The following is a 24,503-nucleotide window of genomic DNA, read 5'->3' on the forward strand; positions in this document are numbered from 1 at the left end:
TGTTTTCTATATTAAAAATAGTGCAAAAATAGTTAAATAGGGAAGAAAATGAGGCTGATTTGAGCACAAAAAAGAACAGCGAGCAATTATTAATTGCTTGCTGTTCTTACATAATTAGAAACCTAAAGAACGACGGAAATAGCTTGCATAACGTTGGCTAACAGGAATGCGCGTACCATCTTTCATAATTAATAAAAACGTTGAGTGTGAATCTGGTTGAATTTCATCGATGTAGTCAATGTTAACGATATAAGAGCGGTGACAACGAATAAATGAGTCAGGTGCTAAAAATAGCTCTAGATCACTTAAGTTTAAACGGTGATAACCTTCACGAGTCATTGTTTTAACAAATGTTTTACGGAGTTGTGTTTCTAAATAAATCACTTGATCATGTTTGATTGGGTACCAGCAATCATCAATTTTGATTGTAATGTAGTTTGTTAAGAATGCTGATGGTTTTTGCGGGAAGATAGCAGTAATAGCTCCTTTTGTTTCGCCTTCCTCCATTAAAGGAATACTCATGCCATAATATGCGACACCGAAGACATCAGGTTCAATATAGGAGCTGATTTTTTGACCATAGCTTAATGCTTTGTGTGCGGCTGAACCTTCTTTGATAGGGTCACCTGGTTTAATTTTTAAATCAACTTTCTTGCTTGGTTGGTAATACAAATATTCATTTGTATCTGAGATAGCGATGGACGTATTTTCAGGAAAGAACTCCTTAATTATCTCCATGATCTCTTCTATTTGTTTTGGATCCACTTTAAACACCTCGTCTAAACTTTTAAAAATAGTATTATCATCTATTTTACTACATATTCATATAAATTATATAGAGAAGATTTAGGAATAAAATAGAAAAATGTCGAATGTTCCATTAGAATAATGTAAGTAGTTTTGTATAATTTGTAAATAAATTTATAAAATGACTAATTTATTTTGATATGTATATGGTAAAATTTAATTGTTAAGATTAAGTTTACGAGGTTTCTACTATGCGTATGTGATAAATTAGAACTAGAGTAGCAATTAAAATGTGGTTGAAAGGAAATCGCAGAATATGGTAAAATTCACTGTATAGTCTATTTTTTTTATATCTGGTGTATTAGTAGGGTTATTTTTGATTTATTTGTTAATAAAATTTGTGAAATAGGACTCAGTTCTTATATTGAATAAGTAAATACTATTTTCTTATTTTTAATTCGTCGGGATTGGTGTCAAATATTGTCATGCAATTCGTGCACTCTGAGGAAAGATGGGGAAGATTATGCAACTACATCAACATTCTATGTCAGAAACGATATCCAAAAGATACTTCCAAGAAATCGATAATATTAATCAATATATCGGTGTCGAAGAATTTTTTAATATTGAGTCGAAACTAATTTTTGAAATTTACCATTTAGAATCTGCAAAAGCGAAAAAATCTTTGCATGAGTTAATTGATATTCTCTCAATTCGTTTTGGCAAACAGGTCATTAAAATCGTTCGAAGCTATTTTTCTGTTTTGTCATCAATTGTTGCTCGTAAATTGCTGGACAATCAAGTACCTTCGAAAAAAGCATTTGCTTTCAATATTGCGTGTAACGATATGATAGAAAATCAGATGAAAGACGCAGAGTTTTTACAATTTGCTGATGATTTAATTGATTTCTTTGTTTACTTTATTGCAGATCGCAAACAACCGACTTTCCGACATCAAACAGTTAACAAAGTGATAATGTATATAAATGACGAGCTTGAAAATGATTTAACTGTCGAAAGTATTGCTAATAACTTTCATATAAGTACTAGTCACTTATCACGTATTTTTAGAGAACATGTGGGCATTACATTGGTTGAGTATTTAAATGTTAGACGTGTAGAAGAATCACAATACTACTTACGACATACAAACAAAAGTATTACTTCTATCTCAGATCAATTCCATTTCTGTAATCAAAGTTATTTTACTCGTATTTTCAAAAAATATACGGGAGTTACGCCAAAACATTTTAGAGACGAGCTTCATCATGAATTTTATCGTTTTGAAATGGCAGAGACTGAATTACAAAATGTCTAGATTTTGAGCATAGAGAATGAGAAGGTGCGAACATATTAGCGTTGCTAAAGCTCGCATCTTTTTTAATGAATCATCTGGAGAACCAGCTTAAGGAATGAGTAGCACTTGCTATTTGATAAAGAGAGACCCTATAAGGTATACTTCACTGTAGTTGATAAATAATAGTAGGTGGAAAAATGAAAAATTTGAAGCTATTTTCAATGCTTGGTCTTGCCGTTTTTGTTCTTAGTGGCTGTCAAGCTGTGCAAAACAAAGAAGGTTTTTTCTATAGTATCTTTGTAAAACCTATGGAATTTTTATTGGAGTTTTTCGGGAATGATATCTTTTCAGGGAGCTATGGTTTAGCAATCATCGCGATTACGGTTCTAATTCGTTTAATCTTAATGCCGATTATGTTAAAAAACTATCGTCAGCAACAATTAATGAAAACGAAGATGGATGCTTTTAAACCTGAAATGGAAGCCGTTCAGAAAAAAATGAAGGAAGCTAAGACAAAAGAAGAGCAAACGCAATATCAACAAGAAATGATGGCTCTATATCAAAAGCATGGCATTAATCCACTTAATATGGGTTGTTTACCGATGTTAATTCAAATGCCAATTATTATGGGTCTGTATTTCTCAATCTTGTATTCTGCCGATGTGAAATCCCATGAGTTTTTATGGTTTAGCTTGGGTTCACCAGATATCGTGATGACCATTGTTGCAGGGGTTGTTTACCTAATCCAGGCTCGTGTATCTTTATGGACTGTACCTGAGCAACAAAAAGCTCAGATGAAAATGTTTATTTATATTTCACCAATTATGATTGTCTTTATCTCCATGTCTTCTATGGCAGCACTACCTTTGTATTGGTCTGTCAGTGGTGCATTGTTGATTATTCAAACATATATTGGACGTAAATATTATTCGGAACATCCCGAGAAAGCAAAAAAATAAATTGATTGATGTCGAGGCGCCTCTGTTGCCTCGATTTTTTTAGGAGGACAGCAGGATGAACAAAAAATGGCTATCATCTATTCTCGTTGCAATTTTTAGTATTGCAGCACTTGTATTTATTATTATAGGGAAATTTAATTTTGCCGTACTTGCAATGACGATTATGTTCGCCTTATCAAATGGGTTTAGAGCGAAAAGCTTTAAAGAGCAAGGTTATGTAAAAGAAGCGAAGTGGATGCAGTATATGGCAATTTTTTTCGCAATTGCATCTATAGTAGTATTTGTCATTGTCCTAACAGATTAATTGAATATTTATGTAGGAAATTTACACCCGAAAATGTGAACAGTGCTAAAATAAGAATATAACTAGTAATACAATAAAATAGGTATTTTCAAGGTGAAAAGCTATAAAAACATCATCCTTATAGATACCTGATATTTTAAGAGGGGTATAAAGAGTGAAAAACAATCGTCTTCCGCTTATCGTTGGTGCTTTCATATCTATCGCGTTAATCGTAGCAATTTTTGTAGTCTATAACTATAAAAATAATCAAGTAAATAGTGCAACTGATGAGCAGCCAAAAACAACAGAAACAAACAAAACAACTGAACAAGATTCTACTGCAACAGAGAAGCCAGACAATACTGAAACACCCGCAAAGCCTGAGCAACAACCAGACGAAAATGGCTATCTTCCAAATCAAACATTACCTACCGAACCAACTTATATCAATGGTATTCTCCTAGCCAATAAAATTTATCCGCTTCCGTCTACCTTTGCACCTGAAGAAAATCCAGAAGCACGAGAAGCGTTAAATCAAATGTTAGCCGCTGCTAAGCAGCAAGGATTTGATTTAGTTGCTTTTAGTGGCTACCGTTCTTTTGAATATCAAACAACACTTTATGATAATTATGTTAAACGTGATGGACAGGCGGCAGCAGATCGATATAGTGCTCGTCCAGGCTACTCAGAACATCAAACAGGCTTAGCGTTTGATATAGGTGAGCGAGGAAAAGAAGATGTGTGGCTGACAGAAGAGTTTGGGGAAACTCCAGCAGGGCAATGGCTATTTGCACACGCACAAGAGTATGGCTTTATTTTGCGTTTCCCTCAAAACAAAGAAGAGATAACAGGTTATATGTATGAGTCTTGGCATTATCGTTATGTGGGCAAAGAGGTTGCAAAAGAGATAACAAAGAAAAATATTACGTTGGAAGAATATTTAGGCGTGAAATAATAAAAGGAAGAGAAGCGGTTCTGTTGAACAGGCTCTCTTCCTTTTTAGTTTATAAAATGGGTGTTAATAAACGGGAAATAGATTCTTTAAATTTAATTAGTGTTGAACGATTTTTATACATTTCCCATGTTAATTCCGTACAATCAAAAATATCCTTCTCAAACAGCTCGGCTAATTGGTGCGATATATTGGCATCATATATGAAGGCATTGACTTCAAAATTCAGACTAAAACTTCGTACATCAATATTTGCTGTTCCGACAGAGGATGCCTCATCATCAATAATAATAGCCTTAGCATGGATAAAGCCCTTTTCATAAATGTAGACTTTGGCTCCGGCACGTAATAATTGACCCACATAAGAATAAGTAGCCCAATAAACAAACATGTGATCAGGCTTATTAGGAATCATTATACGTACATCAATGCCTGACAAGGTTGCAATTTTAATGGCGTCTAAGAAACTAACATCTGGGATGAAATAGGGTGTTTGAATGTAAATATATTTTTGAGCCATATTAATAAGCTTTAAGTAACCAATCTTTATTTGCTCCCAGTCTGAGTCTGGTCCACTTGAAACAATCTGTAAACCCACATCACCCTTTTTGGGGATAGCAGGGAAATAGCGATCAGAGTACCCCATTTTTTGTTGAGCACTAGCTTGGTTCCAGTCGAGTAAAAATCGTGTTTGTAAGGGATGTACGGCACTACCTTCAATACGTAAGTGTGTATCTCGCCAATAACCGAACTTTTTTTGTAAGCCTAAATATTCATCACCGACGTTAAAACCGCCAATATAGCCAATTCGACCATCAATGACAACGATCTTTCGGTGATTTCTAAAATTTAAACGAGGATTAAGAAGTGGCAAAATGGATGGGAAGAAAACTTCTACTTCACCACCAGCATGCAGCAATTCTTTAAAATGGCGTCTTTTAACATTACGTGATCCCATTTCATCATAGAGAAGACGTACCTTAACGCCTTGCTTTGCTTTTTTTATCAGTGCATTGACGATACGAGTACCTAAGTCATCAAGTCTAAAAATATAATACTGGATATGGATGTGATCTTTAGCTGCTTCAATGTCTTTAAGAAGCTGTTCAAACTTATCGGCGCCATCGTCAAAAATATCCAGATGGTTGTCCTGTGTTAATACCGCATTGTTTGTTCTGAGGTGCATATAAATCATCTCTTGATAATTTTCTGCATTAGCAATACGAAACTCAAACGTTTCATCACGAATCGCTTCCATCTGATAGCTAATCAAATTATCAATCCCAATATCCTTGCGTCCTTCCCAACGGAATAGATGCTTTCTTCGTAATTGTCTTCCTAATAATAAGTACAATATAAATCCAGCTAATGGCAGGAAAAATAATACGAGAATCCATGCCCATGTAGAGGTGGCATCTTTACGTTCTAAGAAAATGATGGTCATGGCTAATAAAATATTAAAAAACAAAGTTAAAGGAACTAAATATTCTATATCTGTAAAAATGCTCATTCCTACACCTGCCTTTACTTTTGTTAATAACATACTTAGTATAGCCTACTTCAAATGCGGAAAGAAGATATGAAATGGCTAGATAGCATGGAAAAGGATTATCCCTTAGACATATCAGAGATAATCCGCATGGTTTATTTAGTAATTCTCTAATAGAAAGTTTTTTAGGTTAAGGAAAAATTCCTCAAAAAATTGAGCTAGTAAAGACATCTGATAAGAGGAGATCGCGTTCACTAGGAATTTTACTTTCTAATAACGGGGGCGTTTCTTTGATTTCTGACTTAACCTGACTTTTGGCATCCATAATGGGCACTTTACTATCTGTTATGGATGACGCAATGATTTACTGGATGCCTTATATATATAAATCAGGCTTATAGAAAGTATGGCTATTGCTGCCGAAATATAATAACCAAGACTTGCTTGTACGGTAAATAACCATGTGAAAAATAATGGACCAAGAATACGTCCTAAGTTATCCATTGAATAGGAAAGCCCAGCAGCAGTTCCGTATTGTCCTCCAGATTCTTTAGAGGAGAGTGATACAACACAAGTTCTTGCAAGTGCATTACCTGCTGTAAAGACACAAAGGGCAAGCCCAGCGATAAAAAGATTAGCTGTCAATGTGAATAAAAGCATGCCGATAGCTGTTACAATTTGTGCACCGATTAACCATGTCGTTTCACTGCCGTTTTTTATACGTCGAACGACCCCGCCTTGAATAGCTGCATCGACAAAGCCACTAAACATGAACAAGTAACCAATTTGTAATGGAGTAATGTGAATTTTTTCGATTTGAAATAGCTGGAATGTTGCCTCAACGCCCGCTAGCATAAAAGTTACTAAAAATGAAAACATAAATAGATAGCGCACACGGTATTGTAGCATTGTTGCAGCACCTTTTGGCACTATAGCACGTTTATTTGAATCTTTTCGTTTTTTAGGTTCTTTTAGGACGAAACTTGCATAAATAAATAATAGTGCAATTAATAATGCTGATGCAGTAAACGGCAACTGTAAGCTATAATGACCTAGCATTCCCCCGATTGCTGGACCAAAAATAAACCCAAGACCAATGGACATGCCCATAAATCCCATATATTTATTGCGATCCTCTTCACTGGACATATCGGCGATAAATCCTGTTACTGCTGTATATAATGCACCTGAAAATAAACCACCAATAATACGTGAAGCATACAATATAACTAGGTTATCTATAAATAGTGAAAAAATAACAAAACTAAGGCTAAAGCCAATTAGACCTGTAAGGATCAGTTGTTTTCGCCCTACCTTATCTGATAGCATACCCCAAAATGGTGCTGTGAAAAAACTTGCAAGTGAATAGACAGTCAATAAACCACCTACGTGCAGTTCATGCCAATTTTGCTGCACAATTACCTCTGGTAAGACGGGAATAATAATGCCGAACCCTAGGTAAACGAGGAATTGAACAGACATCAATAATAAAATAGCCTTTTTCATACAGTTCCCTGCTTTCATACGATATTTCAATATGTATATTCTACCTCTCTTGTTCTTGCGATTACAACAATAGGGGAGGGGAAGCTTGGATGAAGTGGAACTATTCAGTAAAGGAAGAAATGAAGCTCTTTGATATTTTTTAAATCTATGTTCTGATTTTTGAATATAATTTAGCGGTTTTGGGTAATTTAAATATGTTTCATGGAAAAGTTTGATGAGTGTGAAAAATTTACAATGTAACAAAATTGAAAAATTTTATAGCTAAGTTAAATGGTATGATAAATTTGTCAGACATCATACTCGTAAAAAAATGAAACTTTTTCGTAAATAAAACGTTATATAAAATCGAGGAAAGATTGAGGTGGAATGTATGACAAAAGAAGTAGATTTGAAAAAGATTGTTTCGAATTTATCTAAGTTGGGTGTAACAGCCACTGTAACAAAGTCTCGACTAGAACTTTTAAAAGTGCTAACACCACCAACGCAAACTCCGCAAGTTCAAGCTTAACTCGTTTCCAATAGAAAAAGGGAGGTCTCAATACGCGAGACTTCCCTTTTTCTATATTTATTCATCTTCATCATGTGTGGTAAACATATATGTTCGATAATGGAATCGCATACTAAAGACTAGCCCAATCGCTAAAGCATTCCCCATAAGCGAACTTCCTCCGTAGCTTATGAACGGAAGCGGAATACCTGTGATAGGTAATAATTGAATAGTCATACCAATATTTTCGAAAACGTGGAAAGTAATCATAGCAATAATCCCAGCACATACATATGTCGAGAAGGGATCTTTCAATAAAAGGGTTGTCTTTGTTAAATGATAAATTAATAAGAAGAAAATACAAATAACAATACTAGCTCCAATAAAGCCCCATTCTTCACCGATAACTGTAAAAATGAAATCGGTATGGTTTTCAGCTACATATACCTCTCGATTTCTAAATCCCTTACCAAAAATTTCACCTGATCCAATCGCATTTAAAGAGGTAATCAAGTGATAGCCATCACTGGATGAATAGGAATAGGGATCTAGCCAAGAATAAATACGAGCAAACTGATATGCCTTAAAACCAAATGTTTTTTCTAGAAAGTCCTGCATATAAAGTGCCATCCACAGTAGTGTACCACCTGCTACCATGCCACCTAAAAATGTTGGTAAAATGATTTTCCAAGAAATACCTGCTACAATGATAAGAGCTGCAGTAATGGCAAAGAATACAAGCGCTGAGCCTAGGTCAGGCTGCTTTAAAATAATAGCCAATGGTACGATTAAGGTAATAGCGATTTTACCTAATAGCAAAAAGTCTGTTTTAATTGATCGTAATGAATAAATTTCATGGTGCTTACTAATTAATCGAGCTAGTGCTAAAATGTAAAAAGTTTTCATAAACTCAGAAGGCTGAATATTTCCTATCGGCGTATGATACCAGCTTTTAGCACCATTAACGGGTGCACCGATTTGACCTTCTCCTTCAGGCATAAAAATAAGCAGTACCAGTAAGGCAATCCCTGCTCCATACATATACCATGACATTTTTTTATATTGATCTGGCTCAAAAAACATGACTATACCAATAATTACTGCACCAATGACATACCATTGCATTTGTTTTGGTACATAGTTAATGCCATATTGACCTGATGTTTGGGCAGATGCAATAGCTAACAAACTAATGACTAGAAAAGTGAAGAGAATAAAAGCAAGTGTCCAGTCAAAACGATTTGCGAAATTTCGTTTATTTTCCATAAAAGCCACCTAAATTAAAATAGTATCTCAATATGAGTAAATGTGATGCGATTCTCCCTATTTCGTTTATAATTGGTCAAAGAAGAAAGCAAAATAATAGCCAGCAGTGCTGTAAGAATAGCTCATATCTATTGATAAGCTTGCAATTTGCTTTGAATATTGTCAATGGAATTTTAAGCAAATACTTGAACTTATTGAGTAATCTAAACTATATATGCAAATGCATGTTTAACATTCCTAATTATAACGCAAAAAATACTTTTATGCCTGCGTATATAGTAGTGACGACAATTAACATAAAATGTTTCAAAAAAATCATGTTTAGTCTTATAATGTAGTGAAGAATGGGGTGATGGTTGTGGCTAAAAAATTAAAGTCAGCTGATGATTTTATGTATCATATTTATGTTCATATGAATGATGTCGATAAATTTGTCATATTTAGCGGGTTAAAATTCTCGCAATTTGTGGCTGCACTTGAACCACTGCATCACTTACTGTTATTAAAACATTCCTATGAAGACGGTTCTTTTAATATGCATACACAATTTGAATATGTATTGGAAGAAGATGTTCCTCGTTTTGTGAAAAAATCTGCTGAATCAAAAGAATTATGTTGGGTTGATTTTATGGACGAGAAGAGGCTAGATCATTTAACACCGATGGAACAAGGAGAATTGCTTTACATAAGTCATAAGAAAGAACCGATTACGTCAGCATTTTTTAATAAATTACAAAATAGATTCGTCTATTATTCTTCAGATTTAGAGAAAATGACAAAAATTTATTTTCGTCATTTAAGTGATTCGGATTTATTGGTTGCCAATGTTTTTAATAGTTTAATTCGTGAAAAGGAACGTAGCACTGGTTTTTGGCGTCGAAAAGTAAAAGCAAGTATTCCCGCTGTATCACCAGATTTTTTACGTTCTTACCGATCCTTTGCGAAAGATGGGGCATTACTTTCCTTGTATCGGATTGAAAAACCAAAAGTAGCGTATGGAATAGAAGTTCGCAATCTGTCTGAATATTCTTTTCCTGACGAAGTTTGGGATGACTTAAATACGATTTTAAAAACAGAGCATGATGAATTAATCTATATTATTTAAACTTCATGGTGGCGCAATTAAAGAACCATCACCTTTATAAAATGAAGTTAGGCTGTTGGTAGATATTATTCATATTGCATTGTTCCTGTATAATTCAATAGCAGGAAGAAATGTCGCCAGGGCATAGTCGATGAAATATACACGTAAAATCTCACCGTTAAAAATACGGTGAGATTTTTATGTCATTTGTCAAGACGTTTCATGATAAACTAATAGTACTCAAGAAGTATGTGGAGGGCACAAAAATGAAAAAAAGAATCGGTTTATTATACGGCGGAAAGTCAGCGGAGCACGAAGTGTCATTATCGACAGCACGTGCAGTCACTGGAGCTTTGAATTTCGAGGAGTATGAAGTATATCCGATTTTCATTACATCTGACGGGGAATGGCGCCGTGGAGAGCGTTTAGAAAAACCTGTAAGTGCAATAGAAGAGCTACAATTTGGTGATAATACTACAATTTTAGAAAATAATATTACTGATTTTTTAATTGATAAAAATGGCGACGAGGTAAAGTTTGATGTTATTTTCCCATTGTTGCATGGGACGAATGGTGAGGATGGAACTGTGCAAGGTTTACTTGAGGTTCTGAATTTACCGTATGTAGGAAATGGTGTATTAGCATCCTCTGCTGGAATGGATAAAGTGGTAATGAAGCAATTATTTGAAATTGCAGGATTACCTCAAGTGCCCTATACGTATTTTATTCGTAGTGAGTGGAAGAATGAGCAACAGGCAATCATTGAGCGCTGTGAAAATAACTTAAATTGGCCAATGTTTGTAAAGCCTGCAAACTTAGGATCAAGTGTTGGAATTAGCAAGGCAACAAATCGCGAGGAATTAGAAAAAGCTATTGAGGTTGCTTTGCAATATGATCGTAAAATCGTTGTTGAGCAAGGAATTGTAGCTCGTGAAGTTGAATTAGCAGTGTTAGGTAATGACTATCCAGAAGTTTCAGTACCAGGAGAAATTAAACCAGTTACTGATTTCTATGATTATGATTCTAAATATAAGGACGGTTCTACAGCACTTATTATTCCAGCTGAGCTTCCAGTAGAAACAGTGGCAAGCTTAAAAGAACTGGCAAAGCGTGCATTTAAGGCTATTGATGGTAGCGGATTAGTTCGTGCGGACTTTTTTGTAACAGCTGAAAATAACGTGTACATTAATGAAGTAAACACAATGCCAGGCTTCACGCCTGTAAGTATGTATCCATTATTATGGCAGCATACAGATGTGAGTTATCCAGAGCTGATCGACCGTTTAATTACCCTAGCAATAGAGCGCTATGAAGAAAAACAACAGCTTCACTATAAAAAAGACTGAGTGGGATTATCGTGAAAAAAACTTTAAAACAATTGGCTGCATGGTTAAATGAGGATATGGCGGCTTTTAATGACACGGTTGTGTCAGGAATTTCTATTGATACAAGAACAATTCAACAAGGAGACTTATTTGTTCCATTTCGTGGTGAGCATGCAAATGGGCACAAGTTTGTAATGCAGGCATTTGAGAAAGGTGCCGGAGCTTCTCTTTGGCAAAAGGATGAGCCGAATCCACCAGAAGGTTATCCTTTGTTGTTTGTTGATGATCCAGAATTAGCTTTGCAAGAAATGGCTAGAGCATATCGTAATGAACATAAGGCAAAATTTATTGGCATTACAGGTTCAAATGGTAAGACATCAACAAAGGATATTTTAGCGGGGACACTTGCTCCATTCTTTAAAGTACAAAAAACAATCGGGAATTTTAATAATCAATTAGGTTTGCCAATTACTATCTTACAGCTTGATGAAGATACAGATGTAGCCGTCCTTGAGATGGGCATGAGTGGATTCGGTGAAATTGAGTTTCTAACTAAGCTTGCTCGTCCTCATATGACGGTTATCACCAATATTGGTGAGGCCCATATGCAGGATTTGGGGTCGCGTGCTGGTATTGCAAAAGCGAAGTTTGAAATTATTCAAGGAATGCAAGCAGATGGTCTATTATTCTATGACGGTGATGAACCCTTGCTCCAGGAATTAGTGGCAAAAGAACAGCACTTACAGTCAGTGCCGTTTGGATTAGAATCCGACAATCTTTTATACGCAGACAATATTCATGCTAACGCTGATGGTAGCCACTTCACTACACACGGTATGATAGAGGGAGATTTCTTTATTTCAGTGCTTGGCAAGCATCAAGTAAAAAATACACTTGTGGCAATGTTAATTTCTCATAAGCTAGGTTTAAGCAATGAACAAATACGTACATCCTTAGAGCATGTAGTATTAACAGATATGAGAATGCAACAGGTGCTAGGAACGAATGGCGCTCTATTTATCAATGATGCCTATAATGCAGCACCAACCTCCGTAAAAGCTGCCATTCAATTCATGGCTACATCAACTATTCGACCTGAAAAATGGCTAGTGTTAGGAGATATGCTGGAGCTTGGCCCAGACGAGCAAAGTTTCCATGAGGGTCTAGCTGAGCATATTAATGAGGATGAAATTGATTATGTCTGTTTGTTTGGCCCTCGAATGTTATATCTTTACAAAGTATTAAAAGAGCGTTTTGAGGCGGAACGTTTATTGTATGTAGAAGATGATTATATGGCTATTATTGAAAAGCTAAAACAAGCGAATGAATCATCTATTGTTTTACTTAAAGGCTCACGTGGTATGAAATTAGAGACGATATTAAAGGCATTTACGTCATAGTGGCATTGAATCGGTGGGATAAACGCCCACCGATTTATTCATGTAAGTTTATCTTTGTTGAATGAGGTGAGAACGTTGTCAGTAGGTGTACTATGTATTCATGGATTTTCAGGTGGACCATACGAGGTGGAGCCATTCACAACTTACTTACGTTCACATACAAATTGGATAATTGAAGAGCCAACATTATCTGGGCATGGGGAAGAATTACATATGAGTGGTTTTAAGGCGAAGCACTGGTTGATGGATGCCGAATTAGCCTTCCGAGCATTGGCAAAAAAAGTTGACGAGGTAATCGTTGTTGGCTTTTCAATGGGAGGAATTATAGCGCTCTATTTAGCTAAACGTTATAAAGTGAAAAAGCTTGTATTACTAAGTGCTGCTGCAAAATATGTGAGCCCTAAGCAACTAGTCAAAGATTTTAAAATGTTAGCTACTGAAGCCTATCACCATAATTTGACTAATAATGAACTCTTTCTACGATACCATCATAAGTTTAACAATGTGCCACTAGCCTCAACAGTAGAATTTATGAAGCTGGTAAGAATGGTGGCGCCATATTATCGACATATTCAAATTCCTGTATTTATTGTGCAGGGTAAGTTAGATGGGATAGTGCCTTATCATACGGCTCAATTTCTTTTTGATGAGTTAGCCTCTGAAGATAAAAATTTGTATTTTTCTGATAACGGCAAGCATCATATATGTTTTGAGGAAGATTGCTCTGAATGGTTTCCACAAGTTTTAATGTTTTTGAAGGACAAATAAAGTAGTCAGATTATTACGACTCATGCGTTATCGTTGCATAGGATTTAAAGCCATGTTAGACTAGTGTAAGCAATGGATACATTTTGTGCGAAGACTCTTCATATTTGGTTGAAGAGTACTTTTTTTTGAACACAACGGTTTTATTCTAAAGTGAAAAATTACGACAGAATCGAACCGCTCGGTAAAGACCGGGCTTTCCTTTTCATATAAGAGAGCTCTATATGGACTATCATGTAGAGAAAATTTTTAAGTAACGGAAACGTTCCACTACACAGGCTCGAATTTGCCGACAACTTCATCTGAAAATGTAACCATTTGTCAACTTAAAAGGAAAAAAAGGAGATTGAGAAGTTTGACAAATTTTTCAGAATTAAATATTAGCGAATCTACACTACGTTCAGTAAAGCGTATGGGATTTGAAGAAGCAACACCAATCCAAGAAGGTACTATTCGTTTTGCGATTGAAGGCCGCGATGTTTTAGGTCAAGCACAAACAGGTACTGGTAAAACTGCCGCTTTCGGGATTCCACTAATTGAAAAAATCGATCCAAAAAACCCTAATATTCAAGCATTAGTCATTGCTCCAACTCGTGAGTTAGCAATTCAAGTTTCAGAAGAGCTATATAAAATTGGCTATGACAAACGCGTAAAATTATTATCAGTATACGGTGGTCAAGAAATTGGCCGTCAAATTCGTGCACTGAAAAATAGACCTCAAATTATCGTTGGTACGCCAGGTCGTATTATTGATCATATTAATCGTCGTACGTTAAAATTAGAAGATGTTCAAACATTAGTATTGGATGAAGCAGATGAAATGTTAAACATGGGCTTTATCGATGATATTAATTCAATCTTAGAAAACGTACCTTCTGAGCGCCAAACATTACTGTTCTCAGCAACAATGCCACCAGCAATCCGTAAAATTGCAGAAACATTTATGCGTGATCCAGAAATCGTGAAAATTAAAGCAAAAGAGTTAACAGTTGATAATATTGATCAATATTTTGTTAAGTCTGCTGAACGTGAAAAATTCGATGTTTTATCTCGTTTATTAAACGTTCACCAACCAGAGCTAGCTATTATTTTTGGTCGTACAAAACGCCGTGTAGATGAGCTTGCACAGGCCCTATCTATTCGTGGCTATTTAGCTGAAGGTATTCATGGTGATTTAAGCCAAGCGAAGCGTATCTCAGTGTTACGTCAGTTTAAAGAAAATAAAATCGATATCCTTGTTGCGACAGATGTAGCCGCTCGTGGACTTGATATTTCTGGTGTGACACACGTTTATAACTTTGATATTCCTCAAGATCCTGAATCTTATGTTCACCGTATTGGACGTACAGGTCGTGCGGGTAAATCGGGTCTTGCCGTAACATTTGTAACACCACGTGAAATGGGTTACTTACGAATTGTAGAAGAAACTACGAAAAAACGTATGACACCTCTTCGTCCACCAACAACGGATGAAGCATTAGAAGGTCAACAACGTTTAGCTGTAGAAACACTTGAAGGCCTCATTGCTAATAATAATTTAGGTGATTACCGCACACTTGCAGCAGAATTACTAGAGAATCATGATGCAGTCGATGTTGTAGCAGCTGCTCTACGTTCATTAACGAGAGAGCCAGACGATACACCAGTAACAATCACGGAAGAACGCCCATTACCAATGCGTCGTGAACGTTCAAGCAATAACCGTGGTGGCGGTGATCGTGGCCGTGGTAACCGTAGCTTTGGTGGCGGACGCCGTGACAATGCTCGCAGTGGAGAACGCCGCAATAGCAGTAGCCGTCGCGAGGGTGGACGCCGTGAAGGCGGACGTCGTGAAGGTGGACAAGGTCGTTCACGCTCTCCAAGACGACACGAAGGGTAATTTTATCCGAAATACACTTAATTTTTATTGTAAACCTTACAGCCATGGTGGCTGTAAGGTTTTTTTTCGGTTATAGTTGAAACAAAAAGGTGAATGAATCCGTATACATGTAATGAAGAAAGAGGGGGGAACGACAATGAGAGCACAACCTATTCATCAAATTTCCCGAAAAGGGTTAACTGTGTGGCGTTTATATGGAGTTATACAAACTTTGGTGCTGTTAGTTGTGGCAGGACTGGTAAGTTACGGTACTTATTATTTTGAATGGCCGACATTTATTTACTTCATAGCGGGTGCAATTGTATTTTTAAGTGCGATATTATCTGTTTTTATTTTCCCGAAGATAAGATGGGAAAGATGGCGTTATGAGGTACGTGAGCATGAAATCGAAGTACAACATGGTTTATTTGTGGTGAAACGCACATTAATTCCAATGGTACGTGTGCAACATGTTGATACGACACAAGGGCCGATATTAAAAAAATATGACTTAGGTAATATTTCTATTTCAACAGCTGCAACTGTACATACGATTCCTGCACTTGTTATGGACGAAGCAGATGTACTGCGTGCGCGTATTTCTGATTTAGCAAGGGTGGCTGAAGATGATGTCTAAGGAAATTAATCGTTTACACCCAGTGTCCGCAATTATAACAAGTGTAAAAGCATTGAAAAGTATGATATTACCAATTGTCATTATTATCATAAGTAACGGCTTTAATTTTTCTTTGAATTTTCGTAGTGAGCATTTTTTTGAAACCATTTTACTTTTTGGTGTATGGGGAGTTGCCTCACTACTTGCACTCGTGGGAGGAATCATAAAATGGCGGACATTTGTTTACTGGTTTGAAGATGGGGAATTGCGTGTAACATATGGATTATTTGTTAAAAAGAAGCGTTATATTCCTTTTGAACGTATTCAAAGTTTAAATTACAATGAAGGTGTTTTTCATCGTATTTTTGGTTTAGTGAAAGTTCAGGTGGAGACTGCTGGTAGTAAGGGAGGAAAACCTGAGGTTGAGCTGACAGCCATTCGCAAAGCAGCAGCAGATGTTATTGAATTAGAAATGCGTCATGCTAAAAACGAAGCGGTTCAACAACAAGTACAAGCGCAGGTAGAAGAGGAAGCTGTAGCAACTCCGATGATTTATCATATGTCTATGCGAGATTTGCTGGTATTAGCAACTACATCTGGTGGGATTGGTGTCGTGCTATCAGGTCTTGCAGCTGTTGCCTCACAATTTTCCGATATTATTCCTTATGAAACAGTATTTCATGAGTTAGCTGATTTTGTGAAAATCGGCGCATTTTTAGTGGCACTAACAGTGATGGTGGTTTTAATTGTAGCTTGGATTGTATCGGTGGTCATCACGCTAATTAATTATTATGATTATACGGTCCGGATTGAAGAAGAAAAATTGATTATCACAAAGGGACTGTTAGAAAAGAAACGTATTACTTTGCCGTTGAATCGAATTCAGGCAATTCGTATTGTGGAAAATCCATTACGTCAGTTAACGGGCTTTGCTACAGTGGTTGTTGAAAGTGCTGGAGGTAATGGTGAAAATGGAAATGATAAAAAAATTACGCTATTTCCACTTATTAAGAAGTTGGATTGTATCCAAACATTAGAACAGCTTTTCCCAGATATGAATTGGCATCCTACATTAATTCGCTCACCAAAAAGGGCAAGGCCGTTTTTTTATCGCATTGATTTTTTCTGGCTAGTTCCGATTATCGGTGCCTCTTGTTATTTCTTTTATCCATACGGGCTATTGTCGTTGCTGTTAATCCCATTAACAATTTTGCTTGGTATCTGGCAGCATAAAACAGCAGGTTATCAAATAGATGGCAAGCAACTGGCTATGCAGTATCGAGTATTTAGTCGAATTACATTGATTATGGAGAAAAAACGAATTCAATCTATTGAAAGTACACAATCGTACTTTCAAAAAAGAAAGAATGTTATGTCTGTAAAAGCAACCGTCATGTCAGGAGCAACTGGTACAACGGGAAGTGTATCTAGCCTAGAGCAAAAGGATGCCGAGAAGATCTTAACATGGTATGAACATTAATGAACTAAAAGCTAATCCTTTCAATTTTATGGAAGGATTAGCTTTTTTAACTATAAATAAATAGGGATGCTGTTTATAATAAAGTAAAAAGAACAAAAGGGGTGGAGACATTGTTTAAATATGACATTAATGAAAGCGCTTATTTAAAGCTTTTGGATTTAAGTGATGTAGATGAGTTATTTGCTTTAACTGACCGTTCAAGGGATACATTACGTGAATGGTTGCCCTTTGTAGATGATGTTAAAACAGTAAAGGATACGGAGCAATTCATAAAAAATGCTATGCAACAATATGCTAATCACAATGGCATACAAGCAGGGATTTACTATGATGGAAAGCTTGCTGGTGTTATTGGTTATCATCAAATCAACTGGCAGCATAAATGGACAAGTATTGGCTACTGGCTAGGGAATGAATTTGTAGGCAAGGGGCTCGTCACGAATTCAATGAAAGCATTGATTGATTATGCCTTTAATTATTTAAAGTTGAATCGCATCGAAGTGCGTGTAGCAGTAGGTAATATTCGTAGTCGTACAATTCCAAAAGTATTGGGCTTCCATGAAGAAGGGCGTTTAAGGGATGCTGAGTGGCTATATGATCACCACGTAGATCAGGTTGTATATGGTTTAACAGCAGCTGAATGGAAAAAAATAAAGATGTCAAATGAAGCTACAGTAGTTTTATAACGGATGTCATTGTAAGGAAAAAGGAGCTGCTCTATAGGTGAGCAGCTCCTCTTTTAATTTTATGGTCTACCAGCCATCTTTTGTTTGCGCCAACTTAAAATTCTTTTTGGATGTAAATAAACAAGTCCAAGGATAAATCCGGTTACCAAACCGCCTAAATGAGCAAAGACATTCACGTTTGGTTGGAGAAAGGTCATAATGACACTGATGACGATGATTGGTAAAATGAGCTTACGAAGCATTGGCATTGTACGACGAGTATAGTAAACTAATGCCCCAAATGCACCAAAAATTCCAAAAATAGCCCCACTTGCACCAAGACTCGCATAACTACTATCATAGAATATATAGGTTGCCATGTTGCCTACAATACCTGATACTAAATAAATTGTAATGAAACGTGCTTTCCCTGCGATTTTTTCTAGCTCTGGTCCAAAGAGATACAAGGAAAACATATTAAAAAACACATGCATAAACCCTGCATGTAAAAACATAGCAGAGAAAACACGCCACCATTCACCACTTTGAATCAGGAAATTTGCTTGGATTCCGTAATTCCACAAAAGTGTTCCTATGCCGGGTATGAGAGATAATACATAAAGAGTAAGATTTATTGCTATTAAAGTTGAAACAATAGGGTAATACTTTGTATATTGCTTAAAATTTTCCGTTCTACTAAACATGGCTCCACCTCAATTTACAATTATTATACATGCCTTGTTGGAAATAGGTAAAGGAGAAGGTTCACATGATTAAGGGAATTGGCCTCGATATTGTAGAGATTGATCGTATTGCAAAGGCTCTGAAACGAACAGATAAATTTAAAGACCGCATTTTAACGATAAATGAAAAAAAAATATTTGATGGTTATTCTGAAACTCGTAAGATAGAATTTTTAGCTGGGCGATTTGCTGCTAAAGAAGCATTTTCGAAAGCTTTGGGAACAGGGCTTGGAGAACAATGTAAGCTTCATGATATGGAAGTATTAAAAGGAGAGGCCGGCAAGCCTGTTTTATATTTTAAGGATGAACTTGTCAATGGATTTGTTAGTATTACGCATTCTAAGCACTATGCAGCTGCACAAGTAATCTTATTAGAATAGTACTTAACTTGTCTAAAAGGGTTGCACGTAAATTTAAATATATTGCCCTTTCTTCAAATGACATAACTGACAAATACGGTTCATATATTGTCGTAGTGGATTTGAAAGAAGAAAGGGTGAAAGCGTGGGCAACCGTATAGTTAAATGGCTCGTCTTACTTTGTACGATATTACTTCTGTCGGCATGTGGTGCAGCCTCACAGGAAAAAGTGTTGAAGAAAGTGAATGGTAAATGGGCAGAGACGAATGGTTATGAATTAAATGCATCGATGGAAATAAAATCGGGTGGGGAACCAAGAAATTATGATGTAACAGTATGGCACACAAAACCTGATTTCTATCGAGTAGAAGTAGTTGAAAGTGGGAAAGATGTTTCTCAAATGATTGTACGTAATGCTGATGGTGTTTTTGTTGTAACACCGACATTAAACAAAATGTATAAATTCCAAAGTGATTGGCCAAAGAAAAATAGTCAAGCCTACTTAATTGGAGCGCTAGCAGAAGATTTAGCGGAAGATAAAAATCTTGTCATGAAAGAAGAAGAAAAAGCATATATATTTGAAGCGGCTACTAGAAATAGCTATAAGAACAGTATGCCACATCAGGTTATAACAGTAGATAAGAAAACTTTATTGCCAACCTCAGTAGTTATTATGAATGATGTGAAAGAAGAGCAAATCAAAATCACATTTAAGAAAATTAAACTAGGTGTACAACATGCTGCAAAAGAGTATGCCGTTGAGCAATTCACTGATAAAGATAACACGAAAGGTGAACAAGCTACACCTGCCGACAAAGATGGGCAAGAAGATAATGAGGATAAGGAAGCAGTTGGTGCAGAGGTAGAATATCAAGAATTCCAAACACATTATCCTGTCGTAAATTGGGCACAATTAGCAAATGAAAAAGTTGTGCAGGAAAGTGGAATGGAACGAGTTATCTTAACATTCGAAGGTGAAAAGGCATTTACTGTTATGCAGCAACCAGTAATGAAAGAAAATTCAATGTTACCGGTATCTTCACCTGGTGATCCAGTTGATTTAGGCTTTACGATTGGTGCTATTACAGATACATCAATTAGTTGGGAAAAAGATGGTGTTGAATTCTTTGTAGCATCAAGTAAATTAACGCGAGAAGAAATGATTGAAGTTGCTACATCTATGACGATAAGTAGTATGAAGTAACTTTTCTGGCTACAGCCTTCTGGAATACGGAGGCTGTAGCTTATTGATAATTGAAATGAACCGATAAAGTATAAGCTCATATGAAAGCTAAAACTTTGTGTGTACAAGCTAAATCGATATACTAAGCATACATGTATGTCCTACATAATGTTTTAATTAAAAATAAAGAGGGTATCCTTATGAAGACACAGCAGTTTTTTCGTCCAACCAAATCAATAATAGACTTACAAGCAATTCAACAAAATGTAAAAAATTTAAAAGAATTTTTACGACCTAATGTTCAAATTATCGCTGTAGTAAAAGCAAATGCGTATGGTCATGGAGATGTAGCCGTTGCACGGGCAGCTCTTGAAGCTGATGCCACAGTACTTGCAGTGGCAACGCCCGATGAGGCATTACATATTCGAGCACATTTTAAAGAACCAGACATATTAATATTAGGTGCATCTCCAGTTTCATTTGCTCCCTATGCAGCGCAGCAACGTATTATACTTACGGCGTTTGCCGATGATTGGGTTCAGCAAGCTGCTTCTCTTTTAGTGGATGAGGCACGTCCTTTACGACTTCATATAAAAATAGATAGCGGAATGGGTAGAATAGGTATTCGCTCAGTGCAGGAATTATTAGAGCTGTACCAAACAATACAGTCTACAGAAAACGTTGAGCTGGATGGAATATTTACACATTTCGCGACAGCTGATGAAGAGGATACACTACATTTTGATCAACAGGTACAATTTTTTGAGAAATGTTTAGCTGTAATACCTAATAAGCCGCGACTTGTTCATGCATCTAATACAGCAGCCTCATTAGTAAAAGATCCACATTTACAATATGATGCTGTTAGATATGGAATTTCTATGTATGGATTATCACCTTCTCCATACGTGAAAAGTATCTTACCTTTTCCTTTATTACCAGCCTTCTCACTTGAAAGTGAACTTGTGCATGTGAAGCAAATAAAAGCAGGTGATTCAGTTGGCTATGGAGCCACGTATGTTGCTCCATCAGATATGTGGGTTGGAACGATTCCAATTGGCTATGCAGATGGCATGATTCGCAAGTTAGGTGGACAAGAAGTTTTAATTGATGGACAAAGAATGCCGATTGTCGGACGAATTTGTATGGACCAATGTATGGTTGCCCTACCAAAAGCATATGATATAGGTGAGAAGGTAACACTCATTGGTCAACAAGGAAATAATGGAATAACGATCGATGAATGGGCAACAAAGCTTGAAACAATTAATTATGAAATACCATGCATTATAACAACAAGAGTTCCTAGAATATACTTTTAGTTGTCTTTCATTAGAATTAGTCAAATTTCAATGTAATGCCATGAGCAATGTTCCAAGTTAGAATTGGTAAATAAATTAGCACTGGAGAACTTATTTCTTTTCCAAAACATAGTAATGGCTCATATTTGGAAACACATTGCAATAATAATTATTCAGCATATACCTTCGACAACCAACATATTTTTACAATTTGTACTTCAAATTGTCAGATATTTTGTCATTTCATGTCTTTTCAACAATATCTTTCAATGATAGAATGGGAAGTAATGAAAAGTGTATGGTTCCGTTGGAGGTGCTTGCTGTGTACGAGAAAAAGTTAAGAGAAGCTACAATTGCTGTTCAAGACAGACTATTTCTACAAACAAAGGAAGTAATTGAAGGTGAATCTTTTGTGCGTATTTTGGCGCGCAAAAATTTAATGCAGGAGCAACCAAATCAAATACGGGAAGCTATGATTAAAGGATATGTTGAAATGTCTCATATTAATTTAATGATTGCGAGCGAATGCTTGCATGCAGAGTATGAAGCACAACATATGGTGGAGCGTCTCGTTAGCGGGGGATGACACTTTGAATGTAAAACGTGGTGACGTTTTTTTTGCAGACTTATCACCGGTAATAGGTTCTGAACAAGGAGGCACTAGGCCGGTGCTGATTATTCAAAATGATATTGGCAATCGATTTAGCCCGACTGTCATCATCGCAGCTATCACTGCACAGATTCAAAAGGCAAAGTTACCGACACACGTTGAAATCAATGCTGAAAAGTATGGTTTTGAACGTGATTCGGTTATTTTGCTAGAACAAGTGCGGACAATTGACAAGTCAAGATTGACGGATCGTATTACGCAACTTGATCATGCTGTGATGGAAAAAGTTGATGGAGCGTTGATGATTAGTTTAGGTCTAGTTAAATTTTGATATACATATGTGTATAGAAGCATCGAGATTATGATATCTCGATGCTTTTTTTGTCTTATTTCCTTGAAACGTCTTTACCATAATTTGAATTTACTATTATAGATTTTGTGCAGCAAATGATTTTGCTACGAAAGGAGAAGTGCTGGCGATTAAGCCAACGTATAATTGATAAATGTTACAAAAAGCTTTAAGATATATTCAAGATTTTTAATAAAAATAGATTTTTGAAAAAATTCTTAAAAGGTATATGAAAATTTACATAGAATATTCCAATTATAGAGGCGATTAAATTTTTTTTAATTATGGCAAGCAGGTCGAACAAAAGTGTAAGAGTATAGCTCCACAGGAAATGGAGGGACAGCAGTGACATATAGGTCTTCGGTTGAAATTATTACAGAGTGGGATATTGTTGCAGCTAGACAACTGGGGCGCAATGAAGCAAAAGTACTGGGATTTGGCACTGTTGATCAAGCCCGTATCACCACGGCAATTAGTGAATTAGCACGTAATATATATTTATATGCAAGTATAGGTGTCATAGAAATTGAAAGGGTTGAGGCGGATACTGAAAAGAAAATAGTTGTTATTGCAACAGATCGAGGGCCTGGTATTAAAGATGTTCGTAAAGTAATGGAGGATGGTTATTCCACCTCTGGGGGGCTAGGTGCAGGTTTGCCAGGTGTTAAACGATTGATGGACAGTTTAGATATTCAATCTGTCATTGGAGTAGGAACAACAATAAGAGCGGAAAAATGGTTGCGTTAGGACGTGAAGAAAACTGAAACAATTAGAAGCTCAGTATAAAAAAATATTAGCAGATTATATGGTCAACCAAACAGAAAGAAATTTATATATCGCTCAGAACTTCACACGTCAGTTAATTCAAAAAAATATCTCACCTGAGGATGTTATTAGCATCCATAAAAATGCTGTAGAACAAATATTTCCGAATCAAATGAATGAATCACAGCCTGCTTATGATTTTCTTATTGAAGTAATGGTGCATTATGGGATGGCCCATAGAGAGCATCAAAGTTTACTTCAAAAGCAAGCTGAATATGAAATGGAAATGAAAATAGCGACAAACATTCAAAAAACATTATTGAAAACTTATGTGCCGAATATGCAAAATATTGATATAGGTATGATTTCAGTACCTATTCGAAAAATGAACGGCGATTATGTACATTTTTTCCACGATGGTGAAGAATATTTGAGTGTGGCTGTGACAGATGTGGTCGGAAAAGGAGTTCCTGCTGCTTTATGTATGTCGATGGTGAAATATGGACTTGAAACATTGGTATATGCATATAAAGATCCGTCATATGTTTTAGAAGTTTTAAATAGGGTAATAGAAAAAGGTGTGGATGACAGTATGTTTGTTTCGATGTTTTATGGCTGCTTAGATGTAGAGCAAAACATCTTTTCTTATGCTTCGGCGGGCCATGAACCAGCTTTACATTATAGTGCAAAGGACGATCAGTTCTTTACCTTAGAGGCTAAAGGTCTACTATTGGGTGTATTGTCTGAAACAAACTATACGTTTCATGAAATTGTGTTAGAAGAGAATGATTTGATTATTATGATGACCGACGGTGTGACAGAATTTAGAGTGAAAGAAGAATTAAATTCGCGAGAGGTAATCACAACTTTAATAAAAGAAAATAGACATTTATCTGCCCAGCAATTGTGTCAGCTCCTTTATAAGGAAATAGAGAGAGTGCAAAATTTTAAACTATTTGATGATTTTACTGTAGTTATTTTAAAAAAATAGGTTTAAGTTTAAATTGAACAGGG

At 36.1% G+C, this 24,503-nt stretch carries 25 protein-coding genes; 20 read left to right on the forward strand and 5 right to left on the reverse strand.

The features are described from left to right. Positions 1–114: 114 nt before the first annotated feature. The gene (locus tag V1L66_RS02700; RefSeq protein WP_004232004.1) at positions 115–765 is read right to left on the reverse strand and encodes a LytTR family DNA-binding domain-containing protein; all 651 of its coding nucleotides are present in this window, start codon (positions 763–765) and stop codon (positions 115–117) included. A gap of 505 nt (positions 766–1,270) precedes the next feature. On the opposite strand from V1L66_RS02700, the gene V1L66_RS02705 reads away from it, so the two are divergent. The 4 genes from V1L66_RS02705 (at position 1,271) to V1L66_RS02720 (ending at position 4,241) form a co-directional block, all read left to right on the forward strand. Further along, on the forward strand, positions 1,271–2,065 hold the full coding sequence (locus tag V1L66_RS02705; protein WP_004232009.1) for a helix-turn-helix transcriptional regulator: 795 nt from the start codon (positions 1,271–1,273) through the stop codon (positions 2,063–2,065). Between the two features lie 176 nt (positions 2,066–2,241). Next, positions 2,242–3,003, forward strand: a complete 762-nt coding sequence (gene yidC, locus V1L66_RS02710) for a membrane protein insertase YidC (protein ID WP_016992710.1) — start codon at positions 2,242–2,244, stop codon at positions 3,001–3,003. 55 nt (positions 3,004–3,058) lie between these two features. Continuing rightward, positions 3,059–3,307 (forward strand): hypothetical protein, encoded by a 249-nt coding sequence (locus V1L66_RS02715; protein WP_036079405.1) that lies wholly within the window; start codon positions 3,059–3,061, stop codon positions 3,305–3,307. Positions 3,308–3,461: 154 nt separating this feature from the next. Continuing rightward, on the forward strand, positions 3,462–4,241 hold the full coding sequence (locus V1L66_RS02720; protein ID WP_016992708.1) for a D-alanyl-D-alanine carboxypeptidase family protein: 780 nt from the start codon (positions 3,462–3,464) through the stop codon (positions 4,239–4,241). A 49-nt stretch (positions 4,242–4,290) separates the two neighbouring features. On the opposite strand, the gene cls is transcribed toward V1L66_RS02720, so the two are convergent. Together cls and V1L66_RS02730 are read right to left on the reverse strand one after the other, a co-directional pair. Then, entirely contained in the window at positions 4,291–5,748 is a 1,458-nt protein-coding gene (gene cls, locus V1L66_RS02725; protein ID WP_036079801.1) for a cardiolipin synthase, read from the reverse strand. Positions 5,749–6,072: 324 nt separating this feature from the next. Beyond that, positions 6,073–7,233: an MFS transporter gene (locus V1L66_RS02730; protein WP_036079799.1), complete on the reverse strand. Its 1,161-nt coding sequence runs from the start codon at positions 7,231–7,233 to the stop codon at positions 6,073–6,075. 370 nt (positions 7,234–7,603) lie between these two features. Between V1L66_RS02730 and V1L66_RS02735 the strand changes: the two genes are divergently transcribed. Further along, positions 7,604–7,741, forward strand: coding sequence for an Lmo0850 family protein (locus tag V1L66_RS02735; protein ID WP_004232019.1), 138 nt, complete (start codon positions 7,604–7,606; stop codon positions 7,739–7,741). 57 nt (positions 7,742–7,798) lie between these two features. Here the strand turns inward: V1L66_RS02735 and V1L66_RS02740 are convergent, their stop codons facing one another. Further along, positions 7,799–8,986, reverse strand: coding sequence for an FtsW/RodA/SpoVE family cell cycle protein (locus V1L66_RS02740; RefSeq protein ID WP_036079404.1), 1,188 nt, complete (start codon positions 8,984–8,986; stop codon positions 7,799–7,801). A 352-nt stretch (positions 8,987–9,338) separates the two neighbouring features. On the opposite strand from V1L66_RS02740, the gene V1L66_RS02745 reads away from it, so the two are divergent. The 8 genes from V1L66_RS02745 to V1L66_RS02780 all read left to right on the forward strand — a co-directional run bounded on the left by V1L66_RS02745 (position 9,339) and on the right by V1L66_RS02780 (position 18,200). Further along, the gene (locus tag V1L66_RS02745) at positions 9,339–10,091 is read left to right on the forward strand and encodes a hypothetical protein (protein ID WP_036079402.1); all 753 of its coding nucleotides are present in this window, start codon (positions 9,339–9,341) and stop codon (positions 10,089–10,091) included. A gap of 245 nt (positions 10,092–10,336) precedes the next feature. Beyond that, the gene (locus tag V1L66_RS02750) at positions 10,337–11,416 is read left to right on the forward strand and encodes a D-alanine--D-alanine ligase (protein ID WP_333006486.1); all 1,080 of its coding nucleotides are present in this window, start codon (positions 10,337–10,339) and stop codon (positions 11,414–11,416) included. A gap of 11 nt (positions 11,417–11,427) precedes the next feature. After that, on the forward strand, positions 11,428–12,795 hold the full coding sequence (murF, locus tag V1L66_RS02755) for a UDP-N-acetylmuramoyl-tripeptide--D-alanyl-D-alanine ligase (RefSeq protein WP_333006487.1): 1,368 nt from the start codon (positions 11,428–11,430) through the stop codon (positions 12,793–12,795). A 75-nt stretch (positions 12,796–12,870) separates the two neighbouring features. Then, the gene (locus V1L66_RS02760; protein ID WP_333006488.1) at positions 12,871–13,563 is read left to right on the forward strand and encodes an alpha/beta fold hydrolase; all 693 of its coding nucleotides are present in this window, start codon (positions 12,871–12,873) and stop codon (positions 13,561–13,563) included. A 352-nt stretch (positions 13,564–13,915) separates the two neighbouring features. Next, positions 13,916–15,439, forward strand: a complete 1,524-nt coding sequence (locus V1L66_RS02765; protein WP_016995015.1) for a DEAD/DEAH box helicase — start codon at positions 13,916–13,918, stop codon at positions 15,437–15,439. Between the two features lie 136 nt (positions 15,440–15,575). Further along, the gene (locus tag V1L66_RS02770; protein ID WP_036079393.1) at positions 15,576–16,055 is read left to right on the forward strand and encodes a PH domain-containing protein; all 480 of its coding nucleotides are present in this window, start codon (positions 15,576–15,578) and stop codon (positions 16,053–16,055) included. Then, positions 16,048–17,514, forward strand: coding sequence for a PH domain-containing protein (locus V1L66_RS02775; protein WP_333006489.1), 1,467 nt, complete (start codon positions 16,048–16,050; stop codon positions 17,512–17,514). Before V1L66_RS02770 ends, V1L66_RS02775 begins: the two co-directional genes overlap by 8 nt. A gap of 110 nt (positions 17,515–17,624) precedes the next feature. Beyond that, entirely contained in the window at positions 17,625–18,200 is a 576-nt protein-coding gene (locus tag V1L66_RS02780) for a GNAT family N-acetyltransferase (RefSeq protein WP_258860285.1), read from the forward strand. Positions 18,201–18,259: 59 nt separating this feature from the next. Here the strand turns inward: V1L66_RS02780 and V1L66_RS02785 are convergent, their stop codons facing one another. After that, complete coding sequence (locus tag V1L66_RS02785) at positions 18,260–18,883, reverse strand: rhomboid family intramembrane serine protease (RefSeq protein ID WP_036079389.1); 624 nt, start codon at positions 18,881–18,883, stop codon at positions 18,260–18,262. Positions 18,884–18,948: 65 nt separating this feature from the next. Here V1L66_RS02785 and acpS point away from each other — a divergent pair, with 65 nt between their 5' ends. The 7 genes from acpS (at position 18,949) to V1L66_RS02820 (ending at position 24,480) form a co-directional block, all read left to right on the forward strand. Beyond that, positions 18,949–19,302 (forward strand): holo-ACP synthase, encoded by a 354-nt coding sequence (gene acpS / locus V1L66_RS02790; protein WP_036079388.1) that lies wholly within the window; start codon positions 18,949–18,951, stop codon positions 19,300–19,302. Between the two features lie 124 nt (positions 19,303–19,426). Then, complete coding sequence (locus V1L66_RS02795; RefSeq protein ID WP_016995331.1) at positions 19,427–20,485, forward strand: outer membrane lipoprotein carrier protein LolA; 1,059 nt, start codon at positions 19,427–19,429, stop codon at positions 20,483–20,485. Between the two features lie 179 nt (positions 20,486–20,664). After that, on the forward strand, positions 20,665–21,786 hold the full coding sequence (alr, locus tag V1L66_RS02800) for an alanine racemase (protein WP_333006490.1): 1,122 nt from the start codon (positions 20,665–20,667) through the stop codon (positions 21,784–21,786). Positions 21,787–22,087: 301 nt separating this feature from the next. Continuing rightward, positions 22,088–22,351: a hypothetical protein gene (locus V1L66_RS02805; RefSeq protein WP_004232053.1), complete on the forward strand. Its 264-nt coding sequence runs from the start codon at positions 22,088–22,090 to the stop codon at positions 22,349–22,351. A 4-nt stretch (positions 22,352–22,355) separates the two neighbouring features. After that, entirely contained in the window at positions 22,356–22,706 is a 351-nt protein-coding gene (locus tag V1L66_RS02810; RefSeq protein ID WP_004232054.1) for a type II toxin-antitoxin system PemK/MazF family toxin, read from the forward strand. Positions 22,707–23,069: 363 nt separating this feature from the next. Next, positions 23,070–23,471, forward strand: a complete 402-nt coding sequence (locus tag V1L66_RS02815; protein ID WP_016993415.1) for an anti-sigma regulatory factor — start codon at positions 23,070–23,072, stop codon at positions 23,469–23,471. A gap of 58 nt (positions 23,472–23,529) precedes the next feature. After that, on the forward strand, positions 23,530–24,480 hold the full coding sequence (locus V1L66_RS02820) for a PP2C family protein-serine/threonine phosphatase (RefSeq protein WP_333006491.1): 951 nt from the start codon (positions 23,530–23,532) through the stop codon (positions 24,478–24,480). Positions 24,481–24,503: the final 23 nt, after the last annotated feature.

The organism is Lysinibacillus sp. IITD104 (assembly GCF_036698265.2).
GTDB classification, from domain to species: domain Bacteria; phylum Bacillota; class Bacilli; order Bacillales_A; family Planococcaceae; genus Lysinibacillus; species Lysinibacillus boronitolerans.